18 protein-coding genes are annotated in these 24,538 nt (G+C 59.5%); 15 read left to right on the top strand and 3 right to left on the bottom strand.

All coding sequences use genetic code 11. The features are described from left to right. Positions 1-155 precede the first annotated feature (155 nt). The 9 genes from KYT97_RS28770 to KYT97_RS28730 all read left to right on the top strand — a co-directional run bounded on the left by KYT97_RS28770 (position 156) and on the right by KYT97_RS28730 (position 12,252). Positions 156-629, top strand: coding sequence for a holo-ACP synthase (locus tag KYT97_RS28770; protein WP_095888469.1), 474 nt, complete (start codon positions 156-158; stop codon positions 627-629). Continuing rightward, positions 626-868 carry an acyl carrier protein gene (locus KYT97_RS28765; protein ID WP_033234563.1) on the top strand — a complete coding sequence of 81 codons (243 nt, stop codon included), beginning with the start codon at positions 626-628 and terminating at the stop codon, positions 866-868. The genes KYT97_RS28770 and KYT97_RS28765 overlap by 4 nt, the downstream gene beginning before the upstream one ends. Beyond that, the gene (locus KYT97_RS28760) at positions 865-2,055 is read left to right on the top strand and encodes an acyl-CoA dehydrogenase family protein (protein ID WP_045069307.1); all 1,191 of its coding nucleotides are present in this window, start codon (positions 865-867) and stop codon (positions 2,053-2,055) included. Before KYT97_RS28765 ends, KYT97_RS28760 begins: the two co-directional genes overlap by 4 nt. After that, positions 2,052-3,008, top strand: coding sequence for an amino acid--[acyl-carrier-protein] ligase (locus tag KYT97_RS28755; RefSeq protein WP_045069309.1), 957 nt, complete (start codon positions 2,052-2,054; stop codon positions 3,006-3,008). The genes KYT97_RS28760 and KYT97_RS28755 overlap by 4 nt, the downstream gene beginning before the upstream one ends. Next, positions 3,008-3,994 (top strand): DUF1839 family protein, encoded by a 987-nt coding sequence (locus KYT97_RS28750; protein WP_033234562.1) that lies wholly within the window; start codon positions 3,008-3,010, stop codon positions 3,992-3,994. The genes KYT97_RS28755 and KYT97_RS28750 overlap by 1 nt, the downstream gene beginning before the upstream one ends. Beyond that, the gene (locus KYT97_RS28745) at positions 3,994-6,537 is read left to right on the top strand and encodes a glycosyl hydrolase 2 galactose-binding domain-containing protein (RefSeq protein WP_245005953.1); all 2,544 of its coding nucleotides are present in this window, start codon (positions 3,994-3,996) and stop codon (positions 6,535-6,537) included. The genes KYT97_RS28750 and KYT97_RS28745 overlap by 1 nt, the downstream gene beginning before the upstream one ends. 103 nt (positions 6,538-6,640) lie before the next feature. Further along, positions 6,641-10,267: a transcription-repair coupling factor gene (gene mfd / locus KYT97_RS28740; RefSeq protein WP_051730510.1), complete on the top strand. Its 3,627-nt coding sequence runs from the start codon at positions 6,641-6,643 to the stop codon at positions 10,265-10,267. After that, a complete protein-coding gene (locus KYT97_RS28735; RefSeq protein ID WP_095888474.1) occupies positions 10,264-11,193 on the top strand; it encodes a nucleoside triphosphate pyrophosphohydrolase in 930 nt (309 codons plus the stop codon). The genes mfd and KYT97_RS28735 overlap by 4 nt, the downstream gene beginning before the upstream one ends. Positions 11,194-11,469: 276 nt before the next feature. Next, positions 11,470-12,252 (top strand): glycosyltransferase family 2 protein, encoded by a 783-nt coding sequence (locus KYT97_RS28730; protein WP_095888475.1) that lies wholly within the window; start codon positions 11,470-11,472, stop codon positions 12,250-12,252. A gap of 271 nt (positions 12,253-12,523) precedes the next feature. Here the strand turns inward: KYT97_RS28730 and KYT97_RS28725 are convergent, their stop codons facing one another. Together KYT97_RS28725 and KYT97_RS28720 are read right to left on the bottom strand one after the other, a co-directional pair. Beyond that, entirely contained in the window at positions 12,524-14,332 is a 1,809-nt protein-coding gene (locus KYT97_RS28725) for an alpha/beta hydrolase family protein (protein ID WP_219111423.1), read from the bottom strand. A gap of 218 nt (positions 14,333-14,550) precedes the next feature. After that, the gene (locus tag KYT97_RS28720) at positions 14,551-15,486 is read right to left on the bottom strand and encodes an endonuclease/exonuclease/phosphatase family protein (RefSeq protein ID WP_141486315.1); all 936 of its coding nucleotides are present in this window, start codon (positions 15,484-15,486) and stop codon (positions 14,551-14,553) included. A 230-nt stretch (positions 15,487-15,716) separates the two neighbouring features. Between KYT97_RS28720 and KYT97_RS28715 the strand changes: the two genes are divergently transcribed. The 6 genes from KYT97_RS28715 to KYT97_RS28690 are packed head-to-tail and all read left to right on the top strand — an operon-like array spanning position 15,717 to position 23,533. Beyond that, positions 15,717-16,712: a glycosyltransferase family 2 protein gene (locus tag KYT97_RS28715; protein WP_141486314.1), complete on the top strand. Its 996-nt coding sequence runs from the start codon at positions 15,717-15,719 to the stop codon at positions 16,710-16,712. Between the two features lie 38 nt (positions 16,713-16,750). After that, the gene (locus tag KYT97_RS28710; protein ID WP_141486313.1) at positions 16,751-17,983 is read left to right on the top strand and encodes a lipopolysaccharide biosynthesis protein; all 1,233 of its coding nucleotides are present in this window, start codon (positions 16,751-16,753) and stop codon (positions 17,981-17,983) included. A gap of 4 nt (positions 17,984-17,987) precedes the next feature. Further along, positions 17,988-19,775, top strand: coding sequence for a glycosyltransferase family 2 protein (locus KYT97_RS28705; RefSeq protein ID WP_179300854.1), 1,788 nt, complete (start codon positions 17,988-17,990; stop codon positions 19,773-19,775). Continuing rightward, entirely contained in the window at positions 19,772-21,547 is a 1,776-nt protein-coding gene (locus tag KYT97_RS28700; RefSeq protein ID WP_141486311.1) for a hypothetical protein, read from the top strand. The genes KYT97_RS28705 and KYT97_RS28700 overlap by 4 nt, the downstream gene beginning before the upstream one ends. Beyond that, the gene (locus KYT97_RS28695; protein WP_179300855.1) at positions 21,540-22,697 is read left to right on the top strand and encodes a glycosyltransferase family 4 protein; all 1,158 of its coding nucleotides are present in this window, start codon (positions 21,540-21,542) and stop codon (positions 22,695-22,697) included. Before KYT97_RS28700 ends, KYT97_RS28695 begins: the two co-directional genes overlap by 8 nt. Continuing rightward, positions 22,694-23,533: a glycoside hydrolase family 16 protein gene (locus tag KYT97_RS28690; RefSeq protein ID WP_233363441.1), complete on the top strand. Its 840-nt coding sequence runs from the start codon at positions 22,694-22,696 to the stop codon at positions 23,531-23,533. Before KYT97_RS28695 ends, KYT97_RS28690 begins: the two co-directional genes overlap by 4 nt. A 166-nt stretch (positions 23,534-23,699) precedes the next feature. On the opposite strand, the gene KYT97_RS28685 is transcribed toward KYT97_RS28690, so the two are convergent. Continuing rightward, positions 23,700-24,527 (bottom strand): glycoside hydrolase family 16 protein, encoded by an 828-nt coding sequence (locus tag KYT97_RS28685; RefSeq protein ID WP_245005952.1) that lies wholly within the window; start codon positions 24,525-24,527, stop codon positions 23,700-23,702. Positions 24,528-24,538: the final 11 nt, after the last annotated feature.

Genomic DNA, 24,538 nt, shown 5'->3' with positions numbered 1-24,538 from the left:
TGCCGACCTGCTCGACGTTGCGGTATGTTCTTCCAGTAGCTGAACAATTGCTGCAACCTGTCGATCGGTCAGGGAAGCTCGATTGTTCGAGACGAAGTCGGTGTACCGGGCGGGGTAGGGGGTCGCCCGGTCCATCGATGAAAGGGGTATCGAAGATGGGTGAATCTGTACCGTCGGGGACTTCGGCAGTTTCGGCTGTTTCGTCAGCAACATTCGATGCGACCCCCCGGATCGGCTGCGACGTCGTCAATGTCGTGGATGTCAGTCGAAGTATCGATCTGTTCGGGAGCCGATACCTCGAGCGGACGTTCACCGCACGCGAGTTGGAGATCTGCAGCGGGGCTGCCAGGGATCAGCGACTCGCGGCGCGCTTTGCCGCGAAGGAAGCAGTGGTCAAGGTTCTCCGGCCCGCGGACACAGCAATTCCATGGAATTCCATCGAGATTACGCGTGAGCTGTGGGGGGGATGTGGGGTAGAGCTTTTCGGCGAAGCAGCAAAACTTGCTGTGGCACAGGATCTTCAGGATTTTCAAGTGTCTATTTCGCATGAGGCCGACGTCGCTATCGCCATGGTGATTGCCATGCATCGCGGCGGTTCGCAACAAACAGAAGGACTAAGTCACCGATGAGTGATCAGGCAATTCGCAAAGTGCTCATGGAGCATGGTCGGCTTGCAGTCGACGTCGGCACAATCGACATCGACGCCGATCTGTACGCGTTGGGTTTGACCTCCCATGCGAGTGTCAATGTGATGCTGGCGCTGGAAGATTCGTTCGATATCGAATTCCCGGACGAGTTGCTCCGGAAGAGCACTTTTGCCAGCGTCAGGGCGATCGAGAGTGCGTTGATCGGCCTGGGTGAAGCGTGAGCATTCCGCATCCCGACGTTATTGTCGAGCCCGCCCTCGATCGGGCACGCCGTGTCGCAGACGAAGTTGCTGCCGTGTGGGCGGCCGAGGTGGACGAAGACTCTCGATTCCCCGTCGAGGCGGTTGCTGCGATGCGCGAGCAGCGTCTGCTCTCTGTCGCCGTTCCTGCCGAGCTCGGTGGCGACGGCTTGTCCTTGCGTGAGGTTGCCACCATCGCGCGGATCATCGGATCACGCTGTGCGTCCAGCGGAATGATCTTTGCGATGCATCAGACGCAGATTTACTCCCTGGTCAAGCACGGCAACACCGAGGCGCTGCGGGCGTTCGTGGTCGAATCCGTCGAAAAGCAGTTGCTGCTCGCATCGGCAACAACGGAGTTGGGAATCGGCGGCGACGTCAGCCGAAGTTACTGCGCTGTAGAGGATCTCGGTGGCCATCTGCTGCTGATCAAGAACGCGCCGGTGATCTCGTACGGCGAGCATGCAGACGCGATTCTGGTCACCGCCCGACGTTCGCCGGAAAGTCAGCCGAACGATCAGGTTCTTGTTGTCTGTCGCAGCGGGGATCTCACACTGGAAAAGACTGCCGAATGGAACGCATTCGGGTTGCGGGGAACATGCAGCCTCGGGTACATCCTGCGGGCGACGTCCACGCCGGACATGATGATCGATACTCCGTACGCCGACATTTCCACCAACACGATGTTGCCCGTCTCGCACGTCGTGTGGAGTTCGGTGTGGCTCGGCATCGCTGACGCGGCACTCGACAAGGCGCGTAAGTACGTGCGCGCCGCGGCGCGCAAGCAGCCGGGAGTCTCGTCGCCGGCAGCGCTGCGACTGGCTGAAACAGCTTCCACTGCGCAACAATTCGCGGACCTGGTTGATGCATCCGCCAGTCGCTACGACCGCGCCGTCTGCGCTCGCGGCGAACTGGATGGGGCGACGACAACCGACAGTGTCGGGTTCTCGCTGTCGATGAACAACCTGAAGGTCGCCACATCGAGATCTGTGGTGGAGATTGTCGGTCAGACGATGTTGATCTGCGGTATCTCCGGATACCGAGAAGACAGTGAGTTCTCGCTCGGGCGGCATCTCCGTGATGCCCACGGGGCTGCCGTGATGGTGAACAACGATCGCATCATGGCTGGGTCCGCTCAAATGGCCATCGGATACCAAGGAACAATGTGACTACCGACTTCGTGAACGCCGAGACCGATTCCACCCCTTCCGAACTCGATCTTGCCAGGGCCGAGTTTCAGCGTGAATTGCTGAGTGCCGGAATTCTCATCGAGACAGATGTTCTAGGTCTTTACGGTCGTTCCGGGTTGTTCGAGGACATCATCGACGGAATCGACCGCGTGGTCGTTGCTGCGGGTCCCGGATCCGCAGCAACGCGTCTGCGCTTTCCGCCGGTGTTTCCTCGCACGAGTTTCGAGCGCACCGATTACATCGCGTCGTTCCCCAACTTGACCGGTGCCATCAACACTTTCAACGGAAGCAATCGTGATCACTCACAGTTGCTCGCAGATCGCGCCAACGGTGAATCGTGGGATCGCTATCTCGAACCGACCGAGACGATGTTGGTGTCGGCCGCGTGCCACCCCGCCTACGCTCAGTACACGGGTGAGTTGCCCGAAGGCGGAGTGCTTCTTGATATCTACGGATTCTGCTTTCGGCACGAACCGGCCATCGATCCAGCCCGTATGCAGGCGTTCCGCATGCACGAGTTCGTGACGATCGGCGACGCCGACGCCGCTGCAGCTCACCGCAAAAAGTGGATCGAACGCGGAATGGGAGTCTTGGGCGACCTCGGCCTCGATGCCACGCCGGTCATTGCCAACGATCCGTTCTTCGGAAGGGCCGGCCGGATGTTGGCGGCCAACCAACGCGATGAAAACCTGAAGACGGAGCTGACAGTTCGGTTGTACGGCGATCTCGACGAGGGTACGGCAATCGTGTCATCCAACAACCACCTCGATCACTTCGGCAAGACATTCGACATCACTACCGCCAACGGGGAGGTTGCGCACAGTTCCTGCGTCGGTTTCGGAATGGAGCGAATCGCTCTGTCTCTCTTGCGAACACACGGTCTTGACATTGCTGCCTGGCCAGGCGGCGTCCGTGGACATATGGGTTTGTGATGGCCAGACTCCTCGATATCACCCCCGATCGCTACAACTCACATGCCGTGCATCACGAGGACCGGGTGTGGGCGCAGACCAACTGTTACCTGGATCTCTGGATCGAGGTTCTGCATTCGCTCGGCCTCGACCCGGTTCCCGCCATGGCATGTGCGTTTGCGTCAAGGTTCGACGGTGCTCAGTGGACGTTCCTCAAGTTCAAAGCCGAGGATATCTTTGCGCTCTACGGGATCGACGTTGCCGAGATGAACGTCTGGCGCGCGCCACTGATACACGTCGAGGACAACCTCGAGGCAGGAATGCTGTCTACGGTGGAGGTCGACGGTTACTGGCTGCCGGACACATTGGGTACGAGTTACCATGAGACGCATACCAAGACAACAATTGTCCCCAACCGGATCGATCGAGTAGCGGGAGAACTCGAGTACTTCCACAACAGCGGATATTATGTGCTTCGGGGCGACGATTTTTCCGGGGTGTTCGATCTCGATCGTTCGAGCATCCCGCCTTTCGTTCCTTACGTCGAGCAGGTCCGTCTTTCGCCCGTTCACGAGATGAACGCGGGAAACATCGCAGAAGTAGCTCGTCGGAACGCGGCAGTTCGGCCTCCGGGAAATCCGGTACGCGAGCTGGGGCGCAGGGTCGTCGAGGATTCGGAGTGGATCCGCACAGCCGGCATGGAGGCATTCCATCTGTGGTCGTTCGGGTTGCTGAGGCAGTGCGGCGCCAGCGCTGAACTTGCCGGTGATGTCAGCGAATTTCTCGATGCGTCAGGTTTTTCCGGTACAGCGCAGGCGGCAGCGGGGTTCCGCAGTGTCGCTGCGGGCGCCAAGAGTGTGCAATTTCAGATGGCGCGTGCGGCGAGGGGGCGCGTCGTGGATCCCCGTGATCAACTCGACGAGATGGCGGTGTCCTGGACACAGTCCATGGACATCATCACCTCCATTGTCGGAGTTGATTCCCAGCGACATCTCAGGTTGGTGTGATGCCGCGGAAATACGCTACAGATCTTCTCGAGGAAGCGCAGTGGCGCTGTATCGCAACGCAACCCGGCGAAATCGTGAATCCCGCGCAGCTGTCGGGAAAGACGGGATGGCTACCGGCTACGGTGCCGGGCACGGTGGCCGGGGCGGTCCGCGAAGCCGACGGCTCCGCTGCGGCTCGTCGGGTGGCTGCCGACGCCAGTGATTGGTGGTTCGTCACGAGGGTTGCCACGGCCGGTGAGGGGTCGTGGCTGCTCCACCTCCAGGGGCTGACGGCGGGCGCGGACGTCTGGGTCGATGACACTGTCGTCTTGTCTTCTGAGTCCATGTTCGTTCCCGGTGAGGTAGTCGTAACCCGTGAGCCGGCCAAGAGTCGTGAATTCACACTCTCGATCCACTTTCATTCTCTGGCAACAGTTCTGAGTACGCGTCGGCCTCGTGGCCGATGGCGTTCGTCGTTGGTGCGCGAGCAGGGCCTGCGATGGATACGTACAACACTGCTGGGGAGTGCACCCGTATTCGCCGGTGTGCCGGTGCCGGTGGGGCCGTGGCGGGGTATTCGATTGTTGGACGTCGGCAAGGCAAGCGTCGTTTCCCGGACTCTTCACGCTACCGTCGATGGAACGTCCGGGGCCGTCGAGATCTCGGCGCGTCTCACGGGTCTGCTCCGCACTGTCACGGCAGTGCCGGTGACCGTCGGAAACGTTCGTGGTTCCCTCACAGTGACATCGCGAGACGGTGGACTCGCCGTCGTATCCGGCGTCGTCGAAATTCCTGATGTGGATCTCTGGTGGCCGCACACGCACGGTCGGCCGCATCGATACTCTGTGTCGATCGACGTTGGCAGAGATGTGCTCCACCTGGGGCACATCGGTTTTCGTAGTCTCGAGATAGATCGAACCGGCGGTGGATTTCGAGTATCGGTCAATGGGGTCGACGTGTATTGCCGGGGATCAGTGTGGGTGCCCACCGATCCCGTCTCCTTCCGCGGCGAGGCGCAAACAACGTCGGTGCTCGAGCGTTGTGCAGCGTCCGGCGTGAACATGCTGCGTATTCCCGGAACCATGGTCTACGAGAGTGATCACTTCTGGAACGAATGCTCCCGGTTGGGCATTCTCGTCTGGCAGGACGCGATGCTCGCGACGCTCGATCCGCCAGACACCGACGAGTTCTTTGCACTCTTTGCCGCCGAGGTACGTGCGTTCCTGCAACAGGTCGGTGGCAACCCGGCCCTCGCGGTTTTCTGCGGAGGAAGTGAAACCGAACAGCAACCGACCATGCTCGGTCTGGTCGATCAGCACATCTCGATCATTCATTCCCGCTTGCCTGCGATGCTCGAGGAACTCGCACCGGCACTCGAGTACGTCACTTCGTCTCCGTCCGCACCGCCCGACCGTGAAACATTGGCCACTCACGTAGGCACCGGTATCGCCCACTACTTCGGAATAGGCGGGTACCGGCGTCCACTCGACGACGTGTTGAGCGCGCGGGTGCGCTTCGCAACGGAGTGCCTGGCGTTCTCCATTCCGCCGTCGAACACTGCCGTCGAGAACGAGTTCGGCTCTGTGTCCGTAGCGGGCCACCACCCGTCGTGGAAGGCTGCTGTGCCACGGGACAACGGGTCGTCCTGGGACTTCGAGGACGTTCGTGATCACTACGTCAGAACGTTGTTCGGCGAGGATCCGAGTGAGGTTCGCTGGTCCGATCCGGAACGCTATCTCGACTTGGGGCGTGCGGCGATCTGCGAGGCCTTCGGCGCAGTACTCGGTTACTGGCGTCGAGCAGATTCCGGTTGTGACGGTGCGTTGATCTTGGCTTTGATGGATCTCGAACCTGGGCCAGGGTGGGGAGTCCTCGACTGGCATGGCACACCGAAGGCTCCGTGGTACGTGCTACGCCGGTATTCGAAACCCGTGGCCCTCATTGTCACCGATGACGGTCTGGACGGACTCCGGCTCGACGTGATCAACGAGACCGGTGACCCGTTGGTTGCCGAAATCCGTATCCGAGCGCACAACAGGTCTGGTGTGGTCCCGGTGGATGTGGTCGCGCCCGTCAAGGTCGACGCCCACGGGAAACGGAGTCTGACGGTCGACGAGGTGGTGGGGCGATTCACCGATCTCACGCACGTCTTCAAGTTCGGGCCGCGCAACTACGACGCAGTCACCATCACTCTCGAGAACGAGGAAGGCGTGGTTATCGACGAAGTTGTGCATCTGTTGGGAAGCCCGGCCAGACCCCTCGAACGCACCGTCGGCCTCGCCGCCATTGCCCGCAGTGTCGGCGACGACTGGTTTGTCGACGTCACCTCGGAAGGTACTGCGCAATACGTGTCGCTGGACCTGCAGGGGTTCGAGCCCGAAGATTCCTGGTTTCATCTCGCACCAGGCGGTGCGCGGACGGTGAGGTTGCGTCGCACCGGTCAGGCGAAGATGGTGATCGGTCGCGTTCGAGCACTCAATTCCCATTCCAGCGCGCCGGTCAGCCCGCCGTTGGTTGCCGATCCACCTCGGCAACCGTCGACCAAGCGGGTTCCGCGGAGGTAGGGCACGCTCGCGGATAGAATCGACTCGGCGTCACGCCACTGCTGGTGGGTGACGCTCGGGTTGTTCGTCCGCAGCTCGCCGTCACCGCCGAGGAGCGCATTCGTTGACTGCCTTGCCCGCCGCCCAGACTTCGCTTGCCGGCCTTGCCGAGGCCGCGCTCGCAGACGCGGCCTTCGCCTCGGTGACCGAGGCGATCGGTAGAGCCACCCTCGACATCGTTGCGCCGAAACCGGCGAGGCCGTTCATCGCGGCCGCGCTTGCATCGCGAACGCCAGTGCTGTTGGTGACCGCAACAGGTCGTGAAGCCGACGATCTGACGGCCGAACTCACCGAGATGATCGGCGGATCGGTTGCACAGTTCCCGTCGTGGGAAACGTTGCCTCACGAGCGGCTCTCGCCCAGCGCGGATACCGTCGGGCGGCGTATCGAGGTTCTCCGACGCCTTGCTCGTCCTGACGATTCCTCGTACGGTGCGCCGCTGCGGGTTGTGGTCACGACCGTGCGCTCTCTGGTTCAGCCGATGGCCCCCGGGCTGGGTGAGATCGAGCCGATCACACTGCGCGTCGGCACCGAGATCGACTTCGAGTCGGTTCTGGTCCGGCTGGTGGAAATGGCGTACACGCGCGTCGACATGGTCGGCAAGCGCGGCGAGTTCGCAGTGCGGGGCGGCATTCTCGACCTTTTCTCACCCACCGCGGATCACCCTGTTCGCATCGAGTTCTGGGGCGACGAAGTTTCGGAGCTGCGCTACTTCTCCGTTGCCGACCAGCGTTCGCTACCGGATATCGACGTCGACCTCGTCATCGCGCCGCCGTGCCGTGAATTGTTGTTGACCCCCGACGTTCGGGATCGGGCTGCCGCGATTGCCGCAGAGAACCAGGCCGACGCCTCGCTGGTGGAGATGCTGGACAAAATCTCGGCGGGTATTCCGGTGGAGGGCATGGAGGCGTTGCTTCCGGTGCTGAAACCTGGTGAATTGCAATTACTTTCCGATGTTCTTCCCGCCGGAACCCACATTCTGCTCTGTGACCCGGAGAAAGTGCGCACCCGCGCAACGGATTTGGTTCGCACCGGGCAGGAGTTCCTGGAAGCGTCGTGGACTGCGGCGTCCATCGGCGGCGCGGCACCCCTCGACACCTCCATCCTCGCCGGCGGCGACTCGGGGCTCGGCGCGTCTGCCTACCGGTCGCTGCGTCAGGTGCGCGAATCCGCAGAAGCGGGTGGGCGTCCGTGGTGGACCGTCAGCCCGCTGGCATCGGGGAGTGGTGAAGAACTCGAACTCCCGATTCAGCCTGCCCCACAGGTGCGTGGGTCGGACGATCTTCTTGCCGAGCTGTTCGTCAGCCTCCGTGCGCACGTGACCACGGGTGGACGCGCGGCCGTGGTTGTTGCCGGTGCCGGCACGGCAAAACGAGTCCTCGAACGACTCGGTGAGGCCGAGGTTCCGGCCACAATGGCTGAGCCAGGTGCGGTCCCGGCACGCGGTCAGGTCTCGGTATTGCGTGGATCGTTGCACGACGGTCTGGTTCTGCACGGCGACGGCGACGTTCCCGGAATGGTTGTCGTCACCGAGGCCGACCTCACCGGCAATCGAGTTGCGGCAGTGGGCGACGGTAAGCGGTTGCCGGCCAAGCGTCGCAACCAAGTGGATCCGCTTGCACTTGCCGCAGGCGACATGGTCGTTCACGATCAGCACGGTATCGGCCGCTTTGTCGAGATGGTCGAACGCACCATCGGCGGGGCCAGGCGTGAGTACCTGGTCATCGAATACGCTGCGAGCAAGCGAGGCCATCCGGGGGACCGGTTGTTCGTGCCGATGGAATCGCTCGATCAGCTCTCCCGCTATGTCGGCGGTGAGCTGCCCGCGCTGAGCAAGCTCGGTGGATCCGATTGGGCGAACACCAAACGTAAGGCGCGCAAAGCGGTTCGTGAAATCGCGGGCGAACTCGTGCAGCTCTATGCCGCGCGTCAGGCAGCACCCGGTCATGCATTCGGCCCCGACACTCCGTGGCAGAAGGAACTCGAGGATGCCTTTGCGTTCACCGAGACGGTCGATCAGCTGACCGTGATCAGTGAAGTCAAGGGCGACATGGAGAAAGCCGTCCCGATGGACCGCGTCGTGATCGGTGACGTCGGATACGGCAAGACCGAGATCGCTGTGCGAGCCGCCTTCAAAGCGGTACAGGACGGTAAGCAGGTGGCTGTCCTGGTTCCGACAACTCTGCTGGCACAGCAGCATCTTCAGACGTTCACCGAACGGATGGCGTCGTTCCCGGTGAAGGTACGCGGATTGTCGCGCTTCACCGATGCCAAGGACTCCAAGGAAATCATCACTTCCATGGCCGAGGGCGAGATCGACATCGTCATCGGCACACATCGCCTTCTGCAGACCGGGGTTCGGTGGAAGGACCTCGGTTTGGTGATCGTCGACGAGGAACAGAGATTCGGCGTCGAGCACAAGGAACACATCAAATCCTTGCGGACCCACGTCGATGTTCTGACTATGTCGGCAACGCCAATCCCTCGTACGCTGGAAATGAGCATGGCCGGCATCCGCGAGATGTCTACCATTCTGACCCCGCCGGAAGAGCGTCATCCGATTCTGACGTACGTCGGGGCGTATGCAGACAAGCAGGTCGCAGCCGCCATCAGGCGTGAGCTCCTGCGCGACGGTCAGGTGTTCTACGTTCACAACCGCGTCAGCTCGATCGACAAGGCTGCCAAGCGAATCCGTGAACTGGTACCGGAAGCGCGGGTTGTGGTCGCCCACGGTCAGATGAACGAGGACACTCTCGAGAAAACGGTTCAAGGATTCTGGGAGAGAGATTTCGACGTCCTGGTGTGTACCACGATCATCGAGACGGGTCTCGATATCTCCAACGCGAATACGTTGATCGTCGAGCGCGCTGATTCACTCGGCCTCTCACAGCTCCACCAGTTGCGAGGTCGCGTCGGACGCAGCCGGGAACGCGGATACGCATACTTCCTGTATCCGCCGGAGAAGCCGTTGACCGAAACGGCATACGATCGCCTTGCCACCATTTCGCAGAACTCCGATCTCGGCGCCGGTATGGCCGTTGCCATGAAGGACCTCGAAATCCGCGGCGCCGGTAACGTCCTCGGCGCCGAGCAGTCCGGACACGTTGCCGGCGTCGGGTTCGACCTGTACGTCCGCCTGGTCGGCGAGGCGGTCGAGGCCTACCGCGCCGCCGCTGACGGGCTCCCGATCACGACCGACGAGGGCCCGAAAGAGGTTCGCATCGATCTACCCGTCGACGCACATATTCCGCCGGACTATGTCACCAGCGATCGGCTTCGTCTCGAAGGTTATCGAAAGATTGCTGCCGCAACGGATTCCGAGGGCATCGCTGCCGTCGTAGAAGAACTTGTTGACCGGTACGGCCCGATACCGGAAGAAGTGCGTCGACTCGTATCGGTGGCGAAGCTGCGGCTGCTGTGCCGCGAGTACCAACTCGAGGAAGTGGCGGTAACCGGTACTCAACTCAAGATCTCGCCAATGTCGCTGCCCGATTCCAAGCAGATCAGGCTCAAGCGGATCTATCCGAGCGCGCAGTACCGGGCGACGACAGGCTTGGTGCAGCTGCCACTGCCTCGAACCGGGGGAGTGGGTTCCGATCGCCTGCGCGACGTGGAATTGCTGCAATACATTGCCGATTTCATCCTGGCGATCGACGGTCGCGCCGCGAGTGCCGTGGTGATGGAGGCATGAGTTACGAGTCGGTTGTCGTCGTACTGGACGCGACACGTCCGGATTCAATACCAGTGAACGCGTTGACCGTGCTACGCGATCCGATCGAAATAGCTGACGATGTGCCACATTCGACTCGTCGTGCACTTCCGACGTCCGTTCCGGGAGCCGCTGTCTATGTGACGTCGAATCCAAACGGTGAGGGCGCCGTCGAAAGAGTTGCGCGAGGTGCACGGCTGATCGCAGCTGAAGCACTCAAAGGTGATGAACTTGTCGCGGCAAGTCGCCTGATGGATCGTTTGTGGAGCTATGAGGGCTGGGAAGTTGCTCAGACGCATGAATCGTTGGTTCGCTACCTTCTCGAAGAGACATACGAGGTGCTCGACGCGATCGTGGACGGTGACCGCCAGACATTGCGGGAAGAATTAGGCGACCTACTGTTGCAGGTTCTGTTTCATTCACGAATTGCCGAGGCTGTACCAGGTGAGGAAGCTTTCGATATCGACGACGTCGCTCGCGGACTGATTGTAAAACTGACTCATCGAACTCCCCATCTGGCGACCGATCCGTCGGGTGATATCGACGTCGCTGCGCAGGAGCGTGCGTGGGACGAGATGAAAGCCATAGAGAAGAGACGCGCCTCCGAATTGGACGGTGTCGCAGTGAGTCAACCTGCATTCAGGCTGGTCGAGCAGTATGTGTCCAGAGTGTCTCGTGCCGGGTTCCCGGAGGAACTGATACCAGTCGAGTTGATTGCGATGGCAACACAGATGCGCGACCTCGACGGGTTGCTGCGGATGAAAGCGCTCAGCTTCGCGGACCGCTTTCGAGTGGCGGAGCAGTACGTCAAGAACCACGTCGACGAGGTCGATCGTGCCCCGGTGGATTGCTTGACACCACCTCTCGATCGTTGGAGCGCGGCATGGCGACTGTCAGCCACTGAATGATTTGGATTGCCATTTCGTAACTGGGTGCCGGATCACGTTGATTCTAGGCTGCAAATAAAACAAACCTGAGGTATGTTTACGTTCGAAACGCAAACCGGTGCACGCCTATTTGGGGATTTTGGGTACCGGACGTTGAGTTCGTTAGAGGTGGGGCGAGCTGTCGAGTGTCACCATCGGGCAGTCAAAACCAGGCTGGCCATCAAGGTGATTGCTTGAGAATTACTACGTTATCCGCGGTCTAAGCCGTCGGGGGTCGAAACGGGGAGATGAGTACCAATGAGCGTGGACACCAGTGAGAGCATCCGAGCAAGCCGGCAGGCACATGGCACGAGCCCTCGACGTCCGAGTGTGACGGTTGTAGTTCCAGCTATGAACGAGGCCAAGAACCTTCCACACGTTGCAGCGCGGATGCCCGACAACATCGACGAGATCGTATTCGTGGACGGACATTCGGTGGACGATTCGATAGAGGTTGCCAGGAAGCTGTGGCCGACGGCCACGATCGTCACGCAGACTCGGCGAGGAAAAGGCAACGCACTCGCGTGCGGATTCTTGGCCGCAACATCGGACATCGTCGTGATGATAGATGCGGACGGGTCTACGGATCCGGCTGAAATCCCTCTGTTCGTATCGGCGCTCATTGCCGGTGCTGACTTCGCGAAGGGGACGAGGTTCGCACTGGGTGGAGGTAGTGACGACATCACGTTCTCACGAAAGCTTGGCAACAAGGCGTTGAACGGAATCGTCAACATCAAGTTCGGCGCAGCCTTCAGCGATCTCTGCTACGGCTACAATGCTTTCTGGCGTCATCACATCCCCGTCATGGACCTCCCCGAAACCGCTGCTCCCGATGCTCAATGGGGGGATGGCTTCGAGATCGAAACGTTGATCAACGTTCGTGTTTCCAACGCAGGTCTGAAAATCACAGAAGTCCCGAGCTACGAGCGGGACCGCATTCACGGTGAGAGCAATCTGAATGCTGTTCGCGACGGGTTCAGAGTGCTTCGGACTATTCGTAGCGAGCGACGTGTCACAGGCAGAAAGTCCACCAAACGTTAACAAGTATTTGCGTCGTCTCGCCCCGCCCATAGTTCGATCGAGGGCGGGGCATCCGTCTCATTTATGCTTTGAAACACCCTCTTGGATCGTTTCACGGGAACGCAGCTATTAATGTGTGAATATTGTCCCATGCCACTGTTTCGTGCATTTGATCCCGACCGCCGATGCCGCTGCGGCCATCCGCAATCTGCTCACCAACATCTTCGCTCCGGCAGAGACTGTGGTCTGTGCCCATGCCAACAGTTCCGTGGTGTTGGACTTCTGTCCGGAATCAGCGGGCGATTCCGACGGCGTTAGCGAAGTCTTGAGGTTCATTGGGCAGGGTGGTTTCGCGGATGCCAAATGCGTCAAGAATTGCAGATGTCATTTCGGCTCGCGCAGATTCCCGGATCGGGTAACCGATGAGTGGGTGATCGCCTGCGGGGAGTAATCGTGTGTCTACCGATCCCGGAAGTTGTTGCAGTCGGGAGAGTCCGGTGGGTCCGCGGTTCTCCAAGAACCATCGGTGATCACCAGGTGACAACAGCACAGTGGCATTCACGCCGGCGATGCTCAGTGGGCGCAGGAGCACCTCTGGCACTTGGACCAGACCGATTTGTCCCAACTGAAGCCATAGGCGATAGGGGAGTCGATCTCGTATGACGTCCTTGAAGCGGACAGCAGCATCATGCGCGCGGAGTGCCAGAGATCGCTTTCCTGGGACATCGCCTGCGAGCTCGTGACTTCGAGTGAACTCAATCTGGCGTGTAGTCCATCGCAGGGGGTTAACGAGTATTGCGTGACGAGCGCCGACTTCGGCCGCAGCGATCGCTGCGCTCCAGGATCCCGAGCAGAGTCCGGCGACAATAAGATTCCCGGCTGGTGCGCCAGCAAGCTCGACCACATCAACCGCGTCTGTTCGTTGTTCGGGTGTGTAGATTGTACTGATCTCGTGATCGTCAGCAGGCCAGGTTTCGCCGGTTGACGCGCGATCGAAGCGAATGGTACTGACGCCGTGAGCAGCCAACGCGCGGGCGAGTTCTACCCACAGGCGACTGGGGCCAACTCGATGTTCCGATGCTGTTCCATAAACGACCAGCGTCGGTCCACCAGGCGCGCTTCCTGCCGGTGTCGTTTGGATTGTGAACATGTTGTGGGTTCCGCGGTGTGAAAGCTGTTCTGTCACAGTTCTTCCGGACCGGGGGTCGACAAGATTGGCCGAGTCTCGAAGCTGCACTGCCACGGATGAACGTTTGCGGGTGGTTGCCGCGTCGATCCAGTCGGCGATCGACGTGATTGTCTTCGCCGGTACTCGTACGGCGAAATCGGCTGGCTCGATGAACTCGATCTGCTCGTCCACGACGAAGTGCTCGGCGTCGGTCCGCTCGACCAAACGTGTAATTCCGCGGTTGTCCGCGTGTTCTGGACGGGTGGCGATCAGGACGCGCACCGACGAATCGATCGGCGTTGATGTGAGGTCCATATTTGAAAGTTGTTGTGCGGCGGATCGGTGGAGAGCCATCCCGATGAGTGAAACATACTGCTGCTCGGCGTCTGTCCTGCTCGTGAGGCTCACAAGAGCTTTCTGTCGGTGCAGGAACTTGCGGCCGGAGACCACCGGATCCCACAGGACAAGTGCATTGACCCCGTCGATGTCAGCTGCCGCTCGCGCACCTACCAGCGCACCGACGCGAAGTCCGAGAACGGTCACCGTGTCGGTTCCGCACCGGCGAAGATATCCGGCCGCCTCGCGAACGCTGGACTCCCAGAGTTCGACCGCGTTTGCCTGGGTTTGCTCCCCCGAAGAATCGCCGGTGCAGTAGTAGTCGAAGCGGAGCACGAGATGGCCCTGCGCGCATAGTTTTTGTGCCAGTAAGACGAGGCCACGGTAGGAATCGACGTGTTCTTTCCCGACAGGGGGGCACAGCACGACCCCTCCGCGCGCTGTACCCCCCGCAGGAACATGAAGAGTGCCGAGTAGTGGAGCGGTCTCGGGACCGAACCACGTGGTGAACTTTCCACCGCCGACAACCGGGTGAATCTTGTACGTCACCCGACCGGTGGGACCAGGCTGATTCTGCGCCATCGATCGGGATTCCATCGCGCGGGATGGTGAACCGGATCGATCGTCTGCTCGAGCTGACAGCATGTGAGTCCTCTGTGCCTCGTCATGTCGCCATCGACAGCGAACCCGCACTCGATACTGGAGATGTCGATGCCGTAATCGCCCGTAAACTCGATGACTTTTTACCTACGGAAAACAATATACAGGTTTGTTTTAACATTGCTGAATGATTGCCTCGGTTGCGCAGCAGTGTGTCAGCGGGACCCCCGCGATGACAAGGTGGAGACGATTCCGAGATGGTCGGATCCCGTCACGCGCACCGTTCGGAAATCGGTAGCGCGAAGGGGCTTCGGTACCAGGATGTGGTCGAGTGCGGTGAACGGAGGAAGTGACCAGTCGGCCGGAAATGTTGTTGCATACGAGCGTCCGGCTTGTCGAGCAGCATCCGCGGTTTCCAGGTGAAGTACATCGCGGAACTGTTTGTGGTCCAACGTCGAGTTGAAGTCGCCGGCGATGATTGTGGGGTACGGATTCGATTGGATCACATTGCTGATTTCCGCGAGGTCCGAGACCCATGCGGAGGAATCTTGATCCTGGACGGGCGCGGTGATGTGGGTCGCGACGATGTCGAACATGGCACCGTCGAATTCGAAGGTAGCGGCGACACACGCGAATCCGAAGTTATCCAACTCTCGGGTGTGAGCGAGGGGAATCCTGCTCCAAAGTCCGGTGCCGGTGGCTCCCTGGCCAGCTCGAACAATGGAATAAGGGAAAGCGTCGTTGATCCCACCCTCGGTCAGCCTTTGTTGGAAGGCTGGTGTCAACTCTTGAATGGCGACGATGTCCGCATTCTGTTCGCGTGCCGTGGTCAGTGTCGATTGTGACTCGGCAGTTCCCTTGGCGACATTAATCGACAGGACTCGTAGCTGGTCCCCTGTGGGAGGGGGTGATCCGGGGATTGTGAGTTGAGTGCCGAGGGTGAGTGTGATCAGGGTGATGCCGATGGCCGAACCGATCCACTCGCGGCTTGCCAGCAGCCCGACCGTCGCCGGCAGCATCACGAACGGCAAGTAGGGCACGGCGACGACGAGCGAGATCAGACCGGGGTGGCGGAGTGGAAGGTATCGAAGTAGGAGCAGCCCGCCGGTTACAGCCAACATGGCCCAGCCTATCCATCTGAGAAAGGTCACCAGTCGGTTGTACCCGACTTTGCAAAGATGATCGCTGGAACATTACTGGGGTATGTTGTGGTGACACCTTAAACGGGGAGATTGAGGGTGTTAAACCAGACAAACAAACCAATAGTTTGCTTATTGAGGTGTTGAGGGCGTTGTGCCCGACCCGATTCCGGGCAGAAATTGGGTGATTTGCCTGTGAAGAGCCTCGAAGTTCAGTCGGCAAAGAGTCCAGAGGGGTGATCGTGCTCACACAAAATGACAGTGCTCGACAAGGCTGCGCGTCGACGGCTGGCGTGGATCGGGTGTCCACAGCTGTCAGTGTGGTGATCGCCTGCTACTCGATGGCGCGTTGGCATGGGATCACGAACGCAGTTCGATCGGTTGTCGCCCAGTCCGTACCAGTGGACCAGATCATCGTTGCCGTCGATCACAATCCCGAACTCGTGGAGCGGCTTCGACGTGAGTTGCCCGAAATCTCCGTTGTGTCATATGAGAATGGTCCAGGAGGAGCGTCGGGTGCGCGCAATGCCGGTGTCGAACTTGTGGCTACGCCGTATACGGCTTTCCTCGACGATGACGAGATCGCGGAGCGCGATTGGTTGGCGGCGTTAATGGCGCCGTTCGTCGACGGGGCGGTTGTGGGCACCGGCGGTCGGTACCGCGCGGTCTGGGCATCGGCCAAGCCGAACTGGTTCCCTGACGAGTTCGGTTGGGTTGTCGGAGAGTCGTTCCTCGGAATGCCGGTCGTTACCTCGAGGGTGCGAAACGTGTGGAGCGGCAACATGGCGGTCCGAACCGAGGTCTTCCGCGCGGTCGGTGGCTTTCGAGTGGGGTTTGGCAAGCAAGGAAATCGGTCTCAACCAGAAGACACCGATCTATGCATCAGAATGTCGGAGCACGGTCAGGATTTTCACTGGATCTACGTGCCCACTGCCGTGATCGATCACGAAATTCCGCAACACAGGAGCACCTTCCGGTTTTTTCTGAGGCGCTGTTACTCGGAAGGAAAGGGAAAGGTCGAACTTCGTCACGACGAGAACAATTCCGACGAACTCTCCGACGAGCGTAGTTACGTTCGAACCGTCTTGACCCAGGGCGTCAGAAGGTATGCCGGTGGCCGAAATGCGTCGGCGTCCAAGGCTGCCGCGCTGATGGCGGGAATTGGTTCCGCGGGACTGGGTGCTGCATCAGCAACTGCAATCGGCCTTCGGCGCTCACGGTTTCCAGGGCCGTCGTGATGGCGGACGGACCACGAATCTATTCCGATGCAGCGTCGATGGCATCCGCGCAAGTCATCAATGCTGCTCTGGGAATGGGATTTTGGGCTATTGCCGCGCTGATCCTGCCGCCCGCGCAACTTGGCGTTATGACCGCATTGTTGGCATTGGTAACCGCACCTGCCATGGTGATCGGGACGGGTGTTGGCGACGTGTTCAACTCGATGATGCCGGCAGCTGGCCCTGAATTACCGTCAGTGTATCGACGCGGTCTGCGGGTTTTCTACCTATTGTCCGTTCCTTCAGGCATTATCGCAGCGGGCGCAGCCGTGGTGTTCATTTCCGAGGTCAGATTTTCGATCCCCGTTGCTGCGATGGTATTCGCGGGAGTAATCGTCTGGGGACTGTTCGTTCTGCAGAACAGCACATTGACCAGCCTGGACGAAGCACGGAGACAACCACTGGTCAACGGCGCCGTCAGTTTGGGCCGAATCGCAGTCCTTCTGCTGCTCGTGTGGTTGGCGAACTGGCAACCGATTGTCATGGCGACAGTGTTGGTAGGCGGGGTCGCAGTGGTGGCGATGCGCGTGTTCATCGGGCGCATCGTGTCGGAGCGCACCGCGAGTGCACGCCAAGGAACGTGGACGGCAGAGGCAGCGGCAACCGAGGTTGTCCGAATGTGCAAGCAGGCGGTGCCCACGCAGGCGATGGGAATCGGTGTCATTCTGCTGATGCCCTTCCTGGTGACGGCATACGCGGGGCCTGTGCAGGGTGCGGTCTTCTCTCTGTCGATGAGCATCGCTCAAACACTGGAGTTCGTAGGTTCTGCGATGGGAACGTCGCTCGTGGTTCACGCGTCGAAGAACCCCCGTGAAGGTTCGAAGATGGCGCTGGTGTTGTTCGTTCGTGTTTCGGTCCTGGTAGCGGTGGGAGGCATTCTCCTGTCGCTGGCGGCGCCCGTGATCTTTGGAATTCTCAATCCCGAGTATCTCGATCTGAACGCGGAACTCGTAGTTGTGCTGCTCGCACTCGGATCGTTGTTGCGGACGATGTTCGTCGTGTGGTCGGCGTTGCAGCGTGCACGACGCGAGATCGGCCCGCTTGTGGTGATCAACGGTCTGTTCGCCGCTGTTGTGATGGCAATTTTGCCCTTCGCCTGCCATTTGTGGGGAGCTGTGGGTGCTGCGCTCACGGTTGGTATCGCGCAGGCAGCGGCAAGTATCGCGGCGGTATTCGGCGTAGCGCGGCGTCGGGATTCGATAAGAAAACGGGTATTTCAGTATGAGGTTTGATGGCATGAATCGCGATGACAACTCCGGCAATGCAAGTGCCGCTGATATGACGAAAGAGATTGTGGTGCAGAATCATCGATCCGACGGGATCACGATCCTACAACCTGTCATGGCGCCCACACCGAACATCGAACTATGGGCTGGTGCGATCTGGATTGGACAGGTCGACGAATGGGAGCTACTCGCTGCGCCCTTCGTAGCACTCGCAGGCGGGCACCGCTACATCCGGGCTCGACTCCTGGTGTCTCGTCTGAATGGATCGTCGGCTTTTGTCGAAGTGCACGTGGCGGACGGAGTGATCAGGTCCCGAGAGGCGTTGGATCTGTTGCCACAAACCGGCGCCGTAGCTTCCCCGCCCCTTCCTGAAGTGCTGGTGACGCTGATTATCTGCACCATGAATCGACCGGAACTGCTTCGGGAAGTACTCAATTCGCTTGCGGACCTCGACTACAGCAGCTACGAAGTCCTGGTGGTGGATAACGATCCGTCGTCGGGTCTGACACCGCCTGTGGTTGCAGAATTCGAAGGAATCCGGTTGGTGGGCGCGCCCGAACGAGGGTTGTCGAAGGCACGCAATATCGGATTGACAGCCGCCACCCATGACATCGTCGCGTTCACCGACGACGATGTCGTGATCGACCGTAATTGGCTCCGCGGGATAGTCGGTGGATTTGCTGTGGCCGACGACGTCCAGTTGGTTACCGGGCTCGTGCCAACAGGTGAAGTTTCGACGGCTGCGCAAGCGTACTTCGACCGACGCGTCAGTTGGTCGAAGAACTTGGTGCAGAAGACGTATCGGATGGCGGCGCCACCACCAGCTGATCCGCTGTTCCCCTTCGAAGTGGGAAACTTCGGAACAGGCGCGAACTTCGCAGTACGTCGCTCCGCGGTACTTGCACTCGGCGGATTCGACGAGGGACTCGGAGTGGGTTCGCCCTGTGGCGGCGGCGAGGACATCGACATGTTCGTGCGCATACTTCTCAGTGGCGGAGCGTTGGTTTACGAACCTGCTGCGCGTGTGTGGCACAGGCACCGGATCGACAACGCAGGCCTCGACAAGCAGATGGCGGACTACGGACTCGGATTGGGGGCATGGATCACGAAACTGATGCTGAACCCGCGCACGGCCTTGATGTTGGCGAGTCGCTCTGTCAAAGGGCTTAGACATTTTGGCGCAGTGTCCAAACCGGTTGCAGGCCGAGTACCTCTGACTCCGGATCTCGACAGACTGCCCAAGCTCGAGCGGTGGGCAGTTCTGCGAGGACCCGCCGCATTGATTCGTTCTCGCCGCGCAGGCCTGAAGAGTAAACCCCTCGCATCCGCCGGCGAAGATGTCCGCTCGAGCCCGATAATCCGAGGTCCGCACCTATCCGGTCCATTTACGCACCTGGTCAAGAAGATTGAAAATCGTTTCCCTACCGGTGAACACAAGCTTGCCGCCCTCGGAGTGGTTGGCGGTGTCAGTGGCCTGCTGGCCGCGATAATGGGCGCGACTGGAACTCTCAGCGGAATGCTGGTTCTCTTCTTTGTCATAGTGGGACCAGGCGCTGCCATCATGTCCTTCTATCCGAATCAACCCGGGTACGTGCGGACTGCAGCTGTTCCTGCGCTGGGTATTTCGATCATCGTTCTGATGACGCTGTTCATGACAACGATCGAGGAGTATTACCCCTTCTCGCAGTTAGTGATTCCCAGCCTTGTAACAGTAGTTCTGGCGTCACTACGCGTGTACCTTCTCGTCGCACGTCCGCAGATGACGGTGTCTATTCCTACGCTGCGCAGACGGTCATGACTATCTTGGAGAAACCTGTAGGTGCCGCACCAGTCGATTCATCCGGTGACCCGACTGATGTGCTTTCTGTCATCGAAAAACCGGCAGTCCAAAGCCGTGACCGGATCTCGTGGTCGATTCTTGCTGCGGCCGTGACGAGTTGGTGGATTTCGACCCCATCGCTATCCACTGCGGAACCCTCCGATTTCGGGTTGCTATTCGCGGCCTCTCCCTTCTTCGTGGTATCGATCGTCCTGTCCGTGATCGGGTTTGTCGTCGCAATGTACCGACGGAACAACCGGTCGTCCTTCGCAGCCGTGATTGTGATTGCGCTGATACAACGGACAGCCACACTCATTGCATCGGACGTTCCGCTCTACACATGGACCTACAAACACCTCGGTGTGACCGACCTGATCCAACGCAGTCACTTTCTCGCTCGTGGGGTTGACGTGTACAACGGTTGGCCCGGGCTTTTTACTGCGACAGCGTGGTTTTCGCGGGTGACAGGAGTCCCCGACATCACGATCGCGAACTGGTTCGCAATCTGTGCGCATTTGCTCATGGTCGTGTTCTTCTACTGTATGGGGCGGGCGTGGCGACTCGATGTACCGACGGCGATCTCCGCGACGTTCCTGTTCGAGGTCCTCAATTGGGTTGCACAGGACTACTTTGCGCCGCAATCGCTCGCGATGATACTCGTTCTTGCCTTCCTGACGCTCGTCGGAGCATCCAGAGATCGCCCAAACCTGGTCCTCGTGATGGTCGTCATCTTCTGCGCAATCGTCGTCACGCATCAACTGACTCCGTACTGGATGGGGTTGATCATCGGAGCGCTGACGATCTCTCGGATGTTCCGGCCTTGGTGGCTTATGTTCGTGTTTGGCAGCGTCGCAGTCGGTTTCCTCGTATACAACTGGGACAGCGCAGGAGATTTCGCCAAGTTCTCGTTTGATCTGGCGTCGAATGCGAAGTCCAATCTGGCCGGGGCGAGTCTCACTCCTACCCCCGGACAGTCCTTTGCGAGTTTGACGATGCGCCTACTGACCGTCGGTTTGCTGGCGGCATCGGCTGTCACCGCGATCATCATGTGGCGCAGAAAGCTACCCGTATTCGCCTTGGTGATCATCGCTTTTGCGCCGTTGGCGATTCTGGCTGGGCAAGGCTACGGCGGGGAAGCGATATTCCGGGTATACCTCTACTGCCTGGTGGGGTGCTGCCTGCTATTGGCATTTCCGCTCACTTGGATGCTCCGCGCAAGGCGAGTGCCGCGCACAAAGATGATAGTTGTCGCCATCATGCTTCTGGGCGCGACCTTGTCGTCGTCAGAGGCATACTTCGGCGCGTGGTTTGCCTATCTGACCAAGCCTGTAGTTGTGAAAGCAGCGTCGGAAGTCCTGGAAACCGCCGATCCGAACGGTGTGCTGAGGGCTCTGTCGCCTGCGTGGCCCGACCGGCCGACACAAGCCTATTTGAGGCTTGCTGGCGTCGACCCGAAATTCGATATTCAGCCTGAGGCTTCGACGCTGTTCTACGGGGTGGACTTCAATACCGATGAAGAGTATTCGACATTCAACGAGCACTTCGTGGCCGAAAGCCGGGCGACGTACTTTGCGATCTCCGATCAAATGGTTTTCTACAACTGGTATTTCGGCTTGTCCCCGGAGGATGCACTGCCGAATCTCGAGACCCGGATGAGGGCGGATCCCGCATGGCATGTCTTTCTCGAGGGCAACGGATTTGTAGTATTCGAGCGCGCGCCAAGCCTGCAGAAAGGTGGGGACGGTGGCTGACGGAACCCTCCGGGTCGTGACATCTACCCTGACTCGTGACGTCACTGGTATCGAGCACAGCGTCATTCGACTCCTTCCGCACCTCCGCGAACGCGGTGTGAACGTCGTGATGGCAGCTCCTGCCGGGGGCGGACTCGAACGGGCGTGGACGGCCATGGGCCTCGAGTTTGTGGGCATGCCAGATGAACAACGCGTGGGTTTGCGTGATTCGTCGGGTGGATCCGCGCCGGCCTCTGCGTTGTTGTCTCAGATTCCGCGATCCGCATCGTGGATTTCGGCGTTTCGAAGACAGGCGCTGCGCGCGGATATAATTCACTCGAATTCTCTTCTGTCCCATCTGGATTGTGTTGCGGCGGGTCGATTGACACGAACGCCGGTGGTGCTCGAAATTCATGACATCCTCAACGAGGGGAGAGGGCGCTCGTTGCTCAGTGCAGCGGTGCGGGGTGCCTCCGCGTCGATTGCCGTGAGCAATGCCGCACTGGAACAACTGTCGGTTCGGGCACAGCGGAAGGCGAGTGTCGTCCCACAGGCGGTCGACACGGCGATCTTTACTCCCGGTCGCGGATCGGTGCGAGCAGAATTGACCAACTCGCCGGACTCTGTGCTGGTTGCGGTGGTCGGTCGAATGGATCCGGTGAAGGGCATCGAAACGCTGATCGAGGCAGTGTCCGAGATCCGTTCTGTCGGAGGAGACGTGCATTTAGTTGTCGTTGGTGGACCAACAGACGGGAATGCTGACTACGCCACAGGACTTCGGCGGCTGGCTGAGGCGTTGCTACCAGGTGCTGTCCGGTTTGTCGGTCAGCGTGACGACGTTGCCGAGATCCTACGGTCAGTCGACATCTTGTGTGTACCTTCGATGCGAGAACCGTTCGGGATGATCGCGATTGAAGCCATGTCGGTCGGAACTCCTGTGGTGGCCAGTCGGACCGGCGGTTTTCTCGACTACGTGGTCGACGGTCAAAACGGTCTGTTGACTACGCCGGGTGACGCGTCCGATATTGCTAGAAAGGTTCTCTCGCTGGTATCGGACGGTAATCTCCGAACACAATTGGTAGAACGCGCACACGACACGGTGTCACAGAATCACGAGGCTTCGGCACGAGCTGAGCGGGTGATCGAGATATATCGAAAGGCTATGAAATGAGTAGGAATTCGGCGGTCGCCGTGCGTTCGGGTGTCGTACTCTCGCTCACGTCACTGCTCCTTGTCACCTCCTGCGTAAACGACGTCACGCGAAGTCCGGAGATGCGAATGATGGTGGGGGCACTCGGTTCCGACGAATTCGATGGAGCGGCAGGACAACCGCCGAATCCGGCGTTGTGGGGCTTCGATGTCGGGGGTGGTGGTTGGGGAAACCAGGAGAAGCAGGTCTATACCGATTCCGTCGATAACGCCTCGCTGGATGGCAACGGCAATCTTGTACTGCAAGCGCGTCGTACGGACAAAGGATTCACGTCGGCGCGAATCGTGACCAGGGACAAGTTCACGTTTACCGAGGGGACACTCGCGGCACGCATCAAGTTTCCTATGTCCCCGGGGATTCATCCCGCCTTCTGGTTGCTTGGTGAGGATCTTGAAACGGTTGGATATCCAGAAAGTGGCGAGATTGACATCATGGAGTTGGTCCATGACGGCGCAGAGTTTCACAATGCCGTGCACGGGCCGTGGGTTGATCCGGCCGCACATTCCGAGGGCAAATGGAAGATGTCGTCCGACGGACCACTGGGCAGTGATGCCTCCGAAGACTTTCACATCTACGAGGTGATGAGAACTGTTGACTCGATTTCCATCGTCATCGACGGGGTCGTTGTTGGTGACTACTTGCGTAGTGAGGCACCTGAGGGCGCCAAATGGGTATTCGACAAGCCTTTTTACGTGTTGATGAATATCGCTGTCGGCGGTGAATGGCCAGGTCCGACAGACATCACCACATCGGATGTGTCGACGATGACTGTCGATTGGATCCGCTACTTTCGCTGAGTTCGGTAGTTGGAACTCGTGCTTATCCTTTGCAGCATAGTGGTATTCGCATGGAGAGGATGTGCGCGTGAGAGCAGTCGATCCCTACTGATTCCGGGAATGTTGTGTTTCTCCGCGAAGGGATCGACTGCAATTTGTCCGCTTACCACGTAGGTGTGGGCGCCAGTCAGTTTTCGTGGAACCATCGGACGTAGTCCACGGTCATGGTAGCTGGCCATGGGGTCGTGGAATTCACTGCGCCAGGCCAGTCTCCGCCAATCGCGATGTTGAGCAAGGTATATGCGGGGGCGTCGAATACCCATGCCTCGGCTCCGGAGACTTGGGACTTGTCGAGATACAGCATTCGGACACCGTCGATGTACGTTTCGATCCGACCAGGTCGTTTCAGAATGCCATAGGTGTGAAATGCCGTGAAGTCGGTGCCAGGGCGGGTTCCACCGACGCTCCGATCCCACACGCCGGTTACTCTCGTGCTTGATTTTTTCGGACCATGGACCGCGCTCGTGTATGTCGTTGCGTCGTTGATGGTTTCGATGGCATCGATTTCACCACAGCCGGGCCAGCCTGCTGAGTACAGGTTCGTTCCGAGCGTCCAAAACGCCGGATGTAAGCCCTTCCCCGCGGGCAGTTTGATTCTTGCTTCGAGTAGCCCGTAGGTGAAGTCGACCTTGCCGTAAGTCCCCAGCCTTGCGGAAGTCATCGTATTGCCAACTTTTTGGGTCTGAATCAGGAGATTGCCTTGTCCGTCCAAACGGGAGTTCGCGCGAGAATCGGTATATACCTGTTTCTCGTTGTTTCCCCAGCCTCCGCCGGTTTCGTAACGCCAGATGTTTGGATTCGGAGCTGAATTTGCAGGACCGTTGAACTCGTCGTAGGCGTAGACCGTGAAGCGGTCCGCCGCAGCTGTCGGTGATACCAAGGGCGACAGCGTAATCGCCGCCACTGCCAGAGTTGTTGAAACTATGGAAGTGCGAAGGATCGATGAAATTGTCATGCGCAGATCGT

This window comes from Rhodococcus globerulus (genome assembly GCF_019334125.1).
Taxonomy (GTDB): Bacteria; Actinomycetota; Actinomycetes; order Mycobacteriales; family Mycobacteriaceae; genus Rhodococcus_F; species Rhodococcus_F globerula.
The sequence above is the reverse complement of the archived record's forward strand: the minus strand, read 5'-3'. Positions and strand labels throughout refer to the sequence as shown.

Excerpts from the sequence above, each read along its gene's own strand:
- KYT97_RS28770 (WP_095888469.1), top strand. The coding sequence starts at position 156 with ATGGGTGAATCTGTACCGTCGGGGACTTCGGCAGTTTCGGCTGTTTCG.
- KYT97_RS28765 (WP_033234563.1), top strand. The coding sequence starts at position 626 with ATGAGTGATCAGGCAATTCGCAAAGTGCTCATGGAGCATGGTCGGCTT.
- KYT97_RS28750 (WP_033234562.1), top strand. The coding sequence starts at position 3,008 with ATGGCCAGACTCCTCGATATCACCCCCGATCGCTACAACTCACATGCC.
- KYT97_RS28745 (WP_245005953.1), top strand. The coding sequence starts at position 3,994 with ATGCCGCGGAAATACGCTACAGATCTTCTCGAGGAAGCGCAGTGGCGC.
- KYT97_RS28735 (WP_095888474.1), top strand. The coding sequence starts at position 10,264 with ATGAGTTACGAGTCGGTTGTCGTCGTACTGGACGCGACACGTCCGGAT.
- KYT97_RS28730 (WP_095888475.1), top strand. The coding sequence starts at position 11,470 with ATGAGCGTGGACACCAGTGAGAGCATCCGAGCAAGCCGGCAGGCACAT.
- KYT97_RS28725 (WP_219111423.1), bottom strand. The coding sequence starts at position 14,332 with ATGGAATCCCGATCGATGGCGCAGAATCAGCCTGGTCCCACCGGTCGG.
- KYT97_RS28710 (WP_141486313.1), top strand. The coding sequence starts at position 16,751 with ATGGCATCCGCGCAAGTCATCAATGCTGCTCTGGGAATGGGATTTTGG.
- KYT97_RS28705 (WP_179300854.1), top strand. The coding sequence starts at position 17,988 with ATGAATCGCGATGACAACTCCGGCAATGCAAGTGCCGCTGATATGACG.
- KYT97_RS28700 (WP_141486311.1), top strand. The coding sequence starts at position 19,772 with ATGACTATCTTGGAGAAACCTGTAGGTGCCGCACCAGTCGATTCATCC.
- KYT97_RS28690 (WP_233363441.1), top strand. The coding sequence starts at position 22,694 with ATGAGTAGGAATTCGGCGGTCGCCGTGCGTTCGGGTGTCGTACTCTCG.
- KYT97_RS28685 (WP_245005952.1), bottom strand. The coding sequence starts at position 24,527 with ATGACAATTTCATCGATCCTTCGCACTTCCATAGTTTCAACAACTCTG.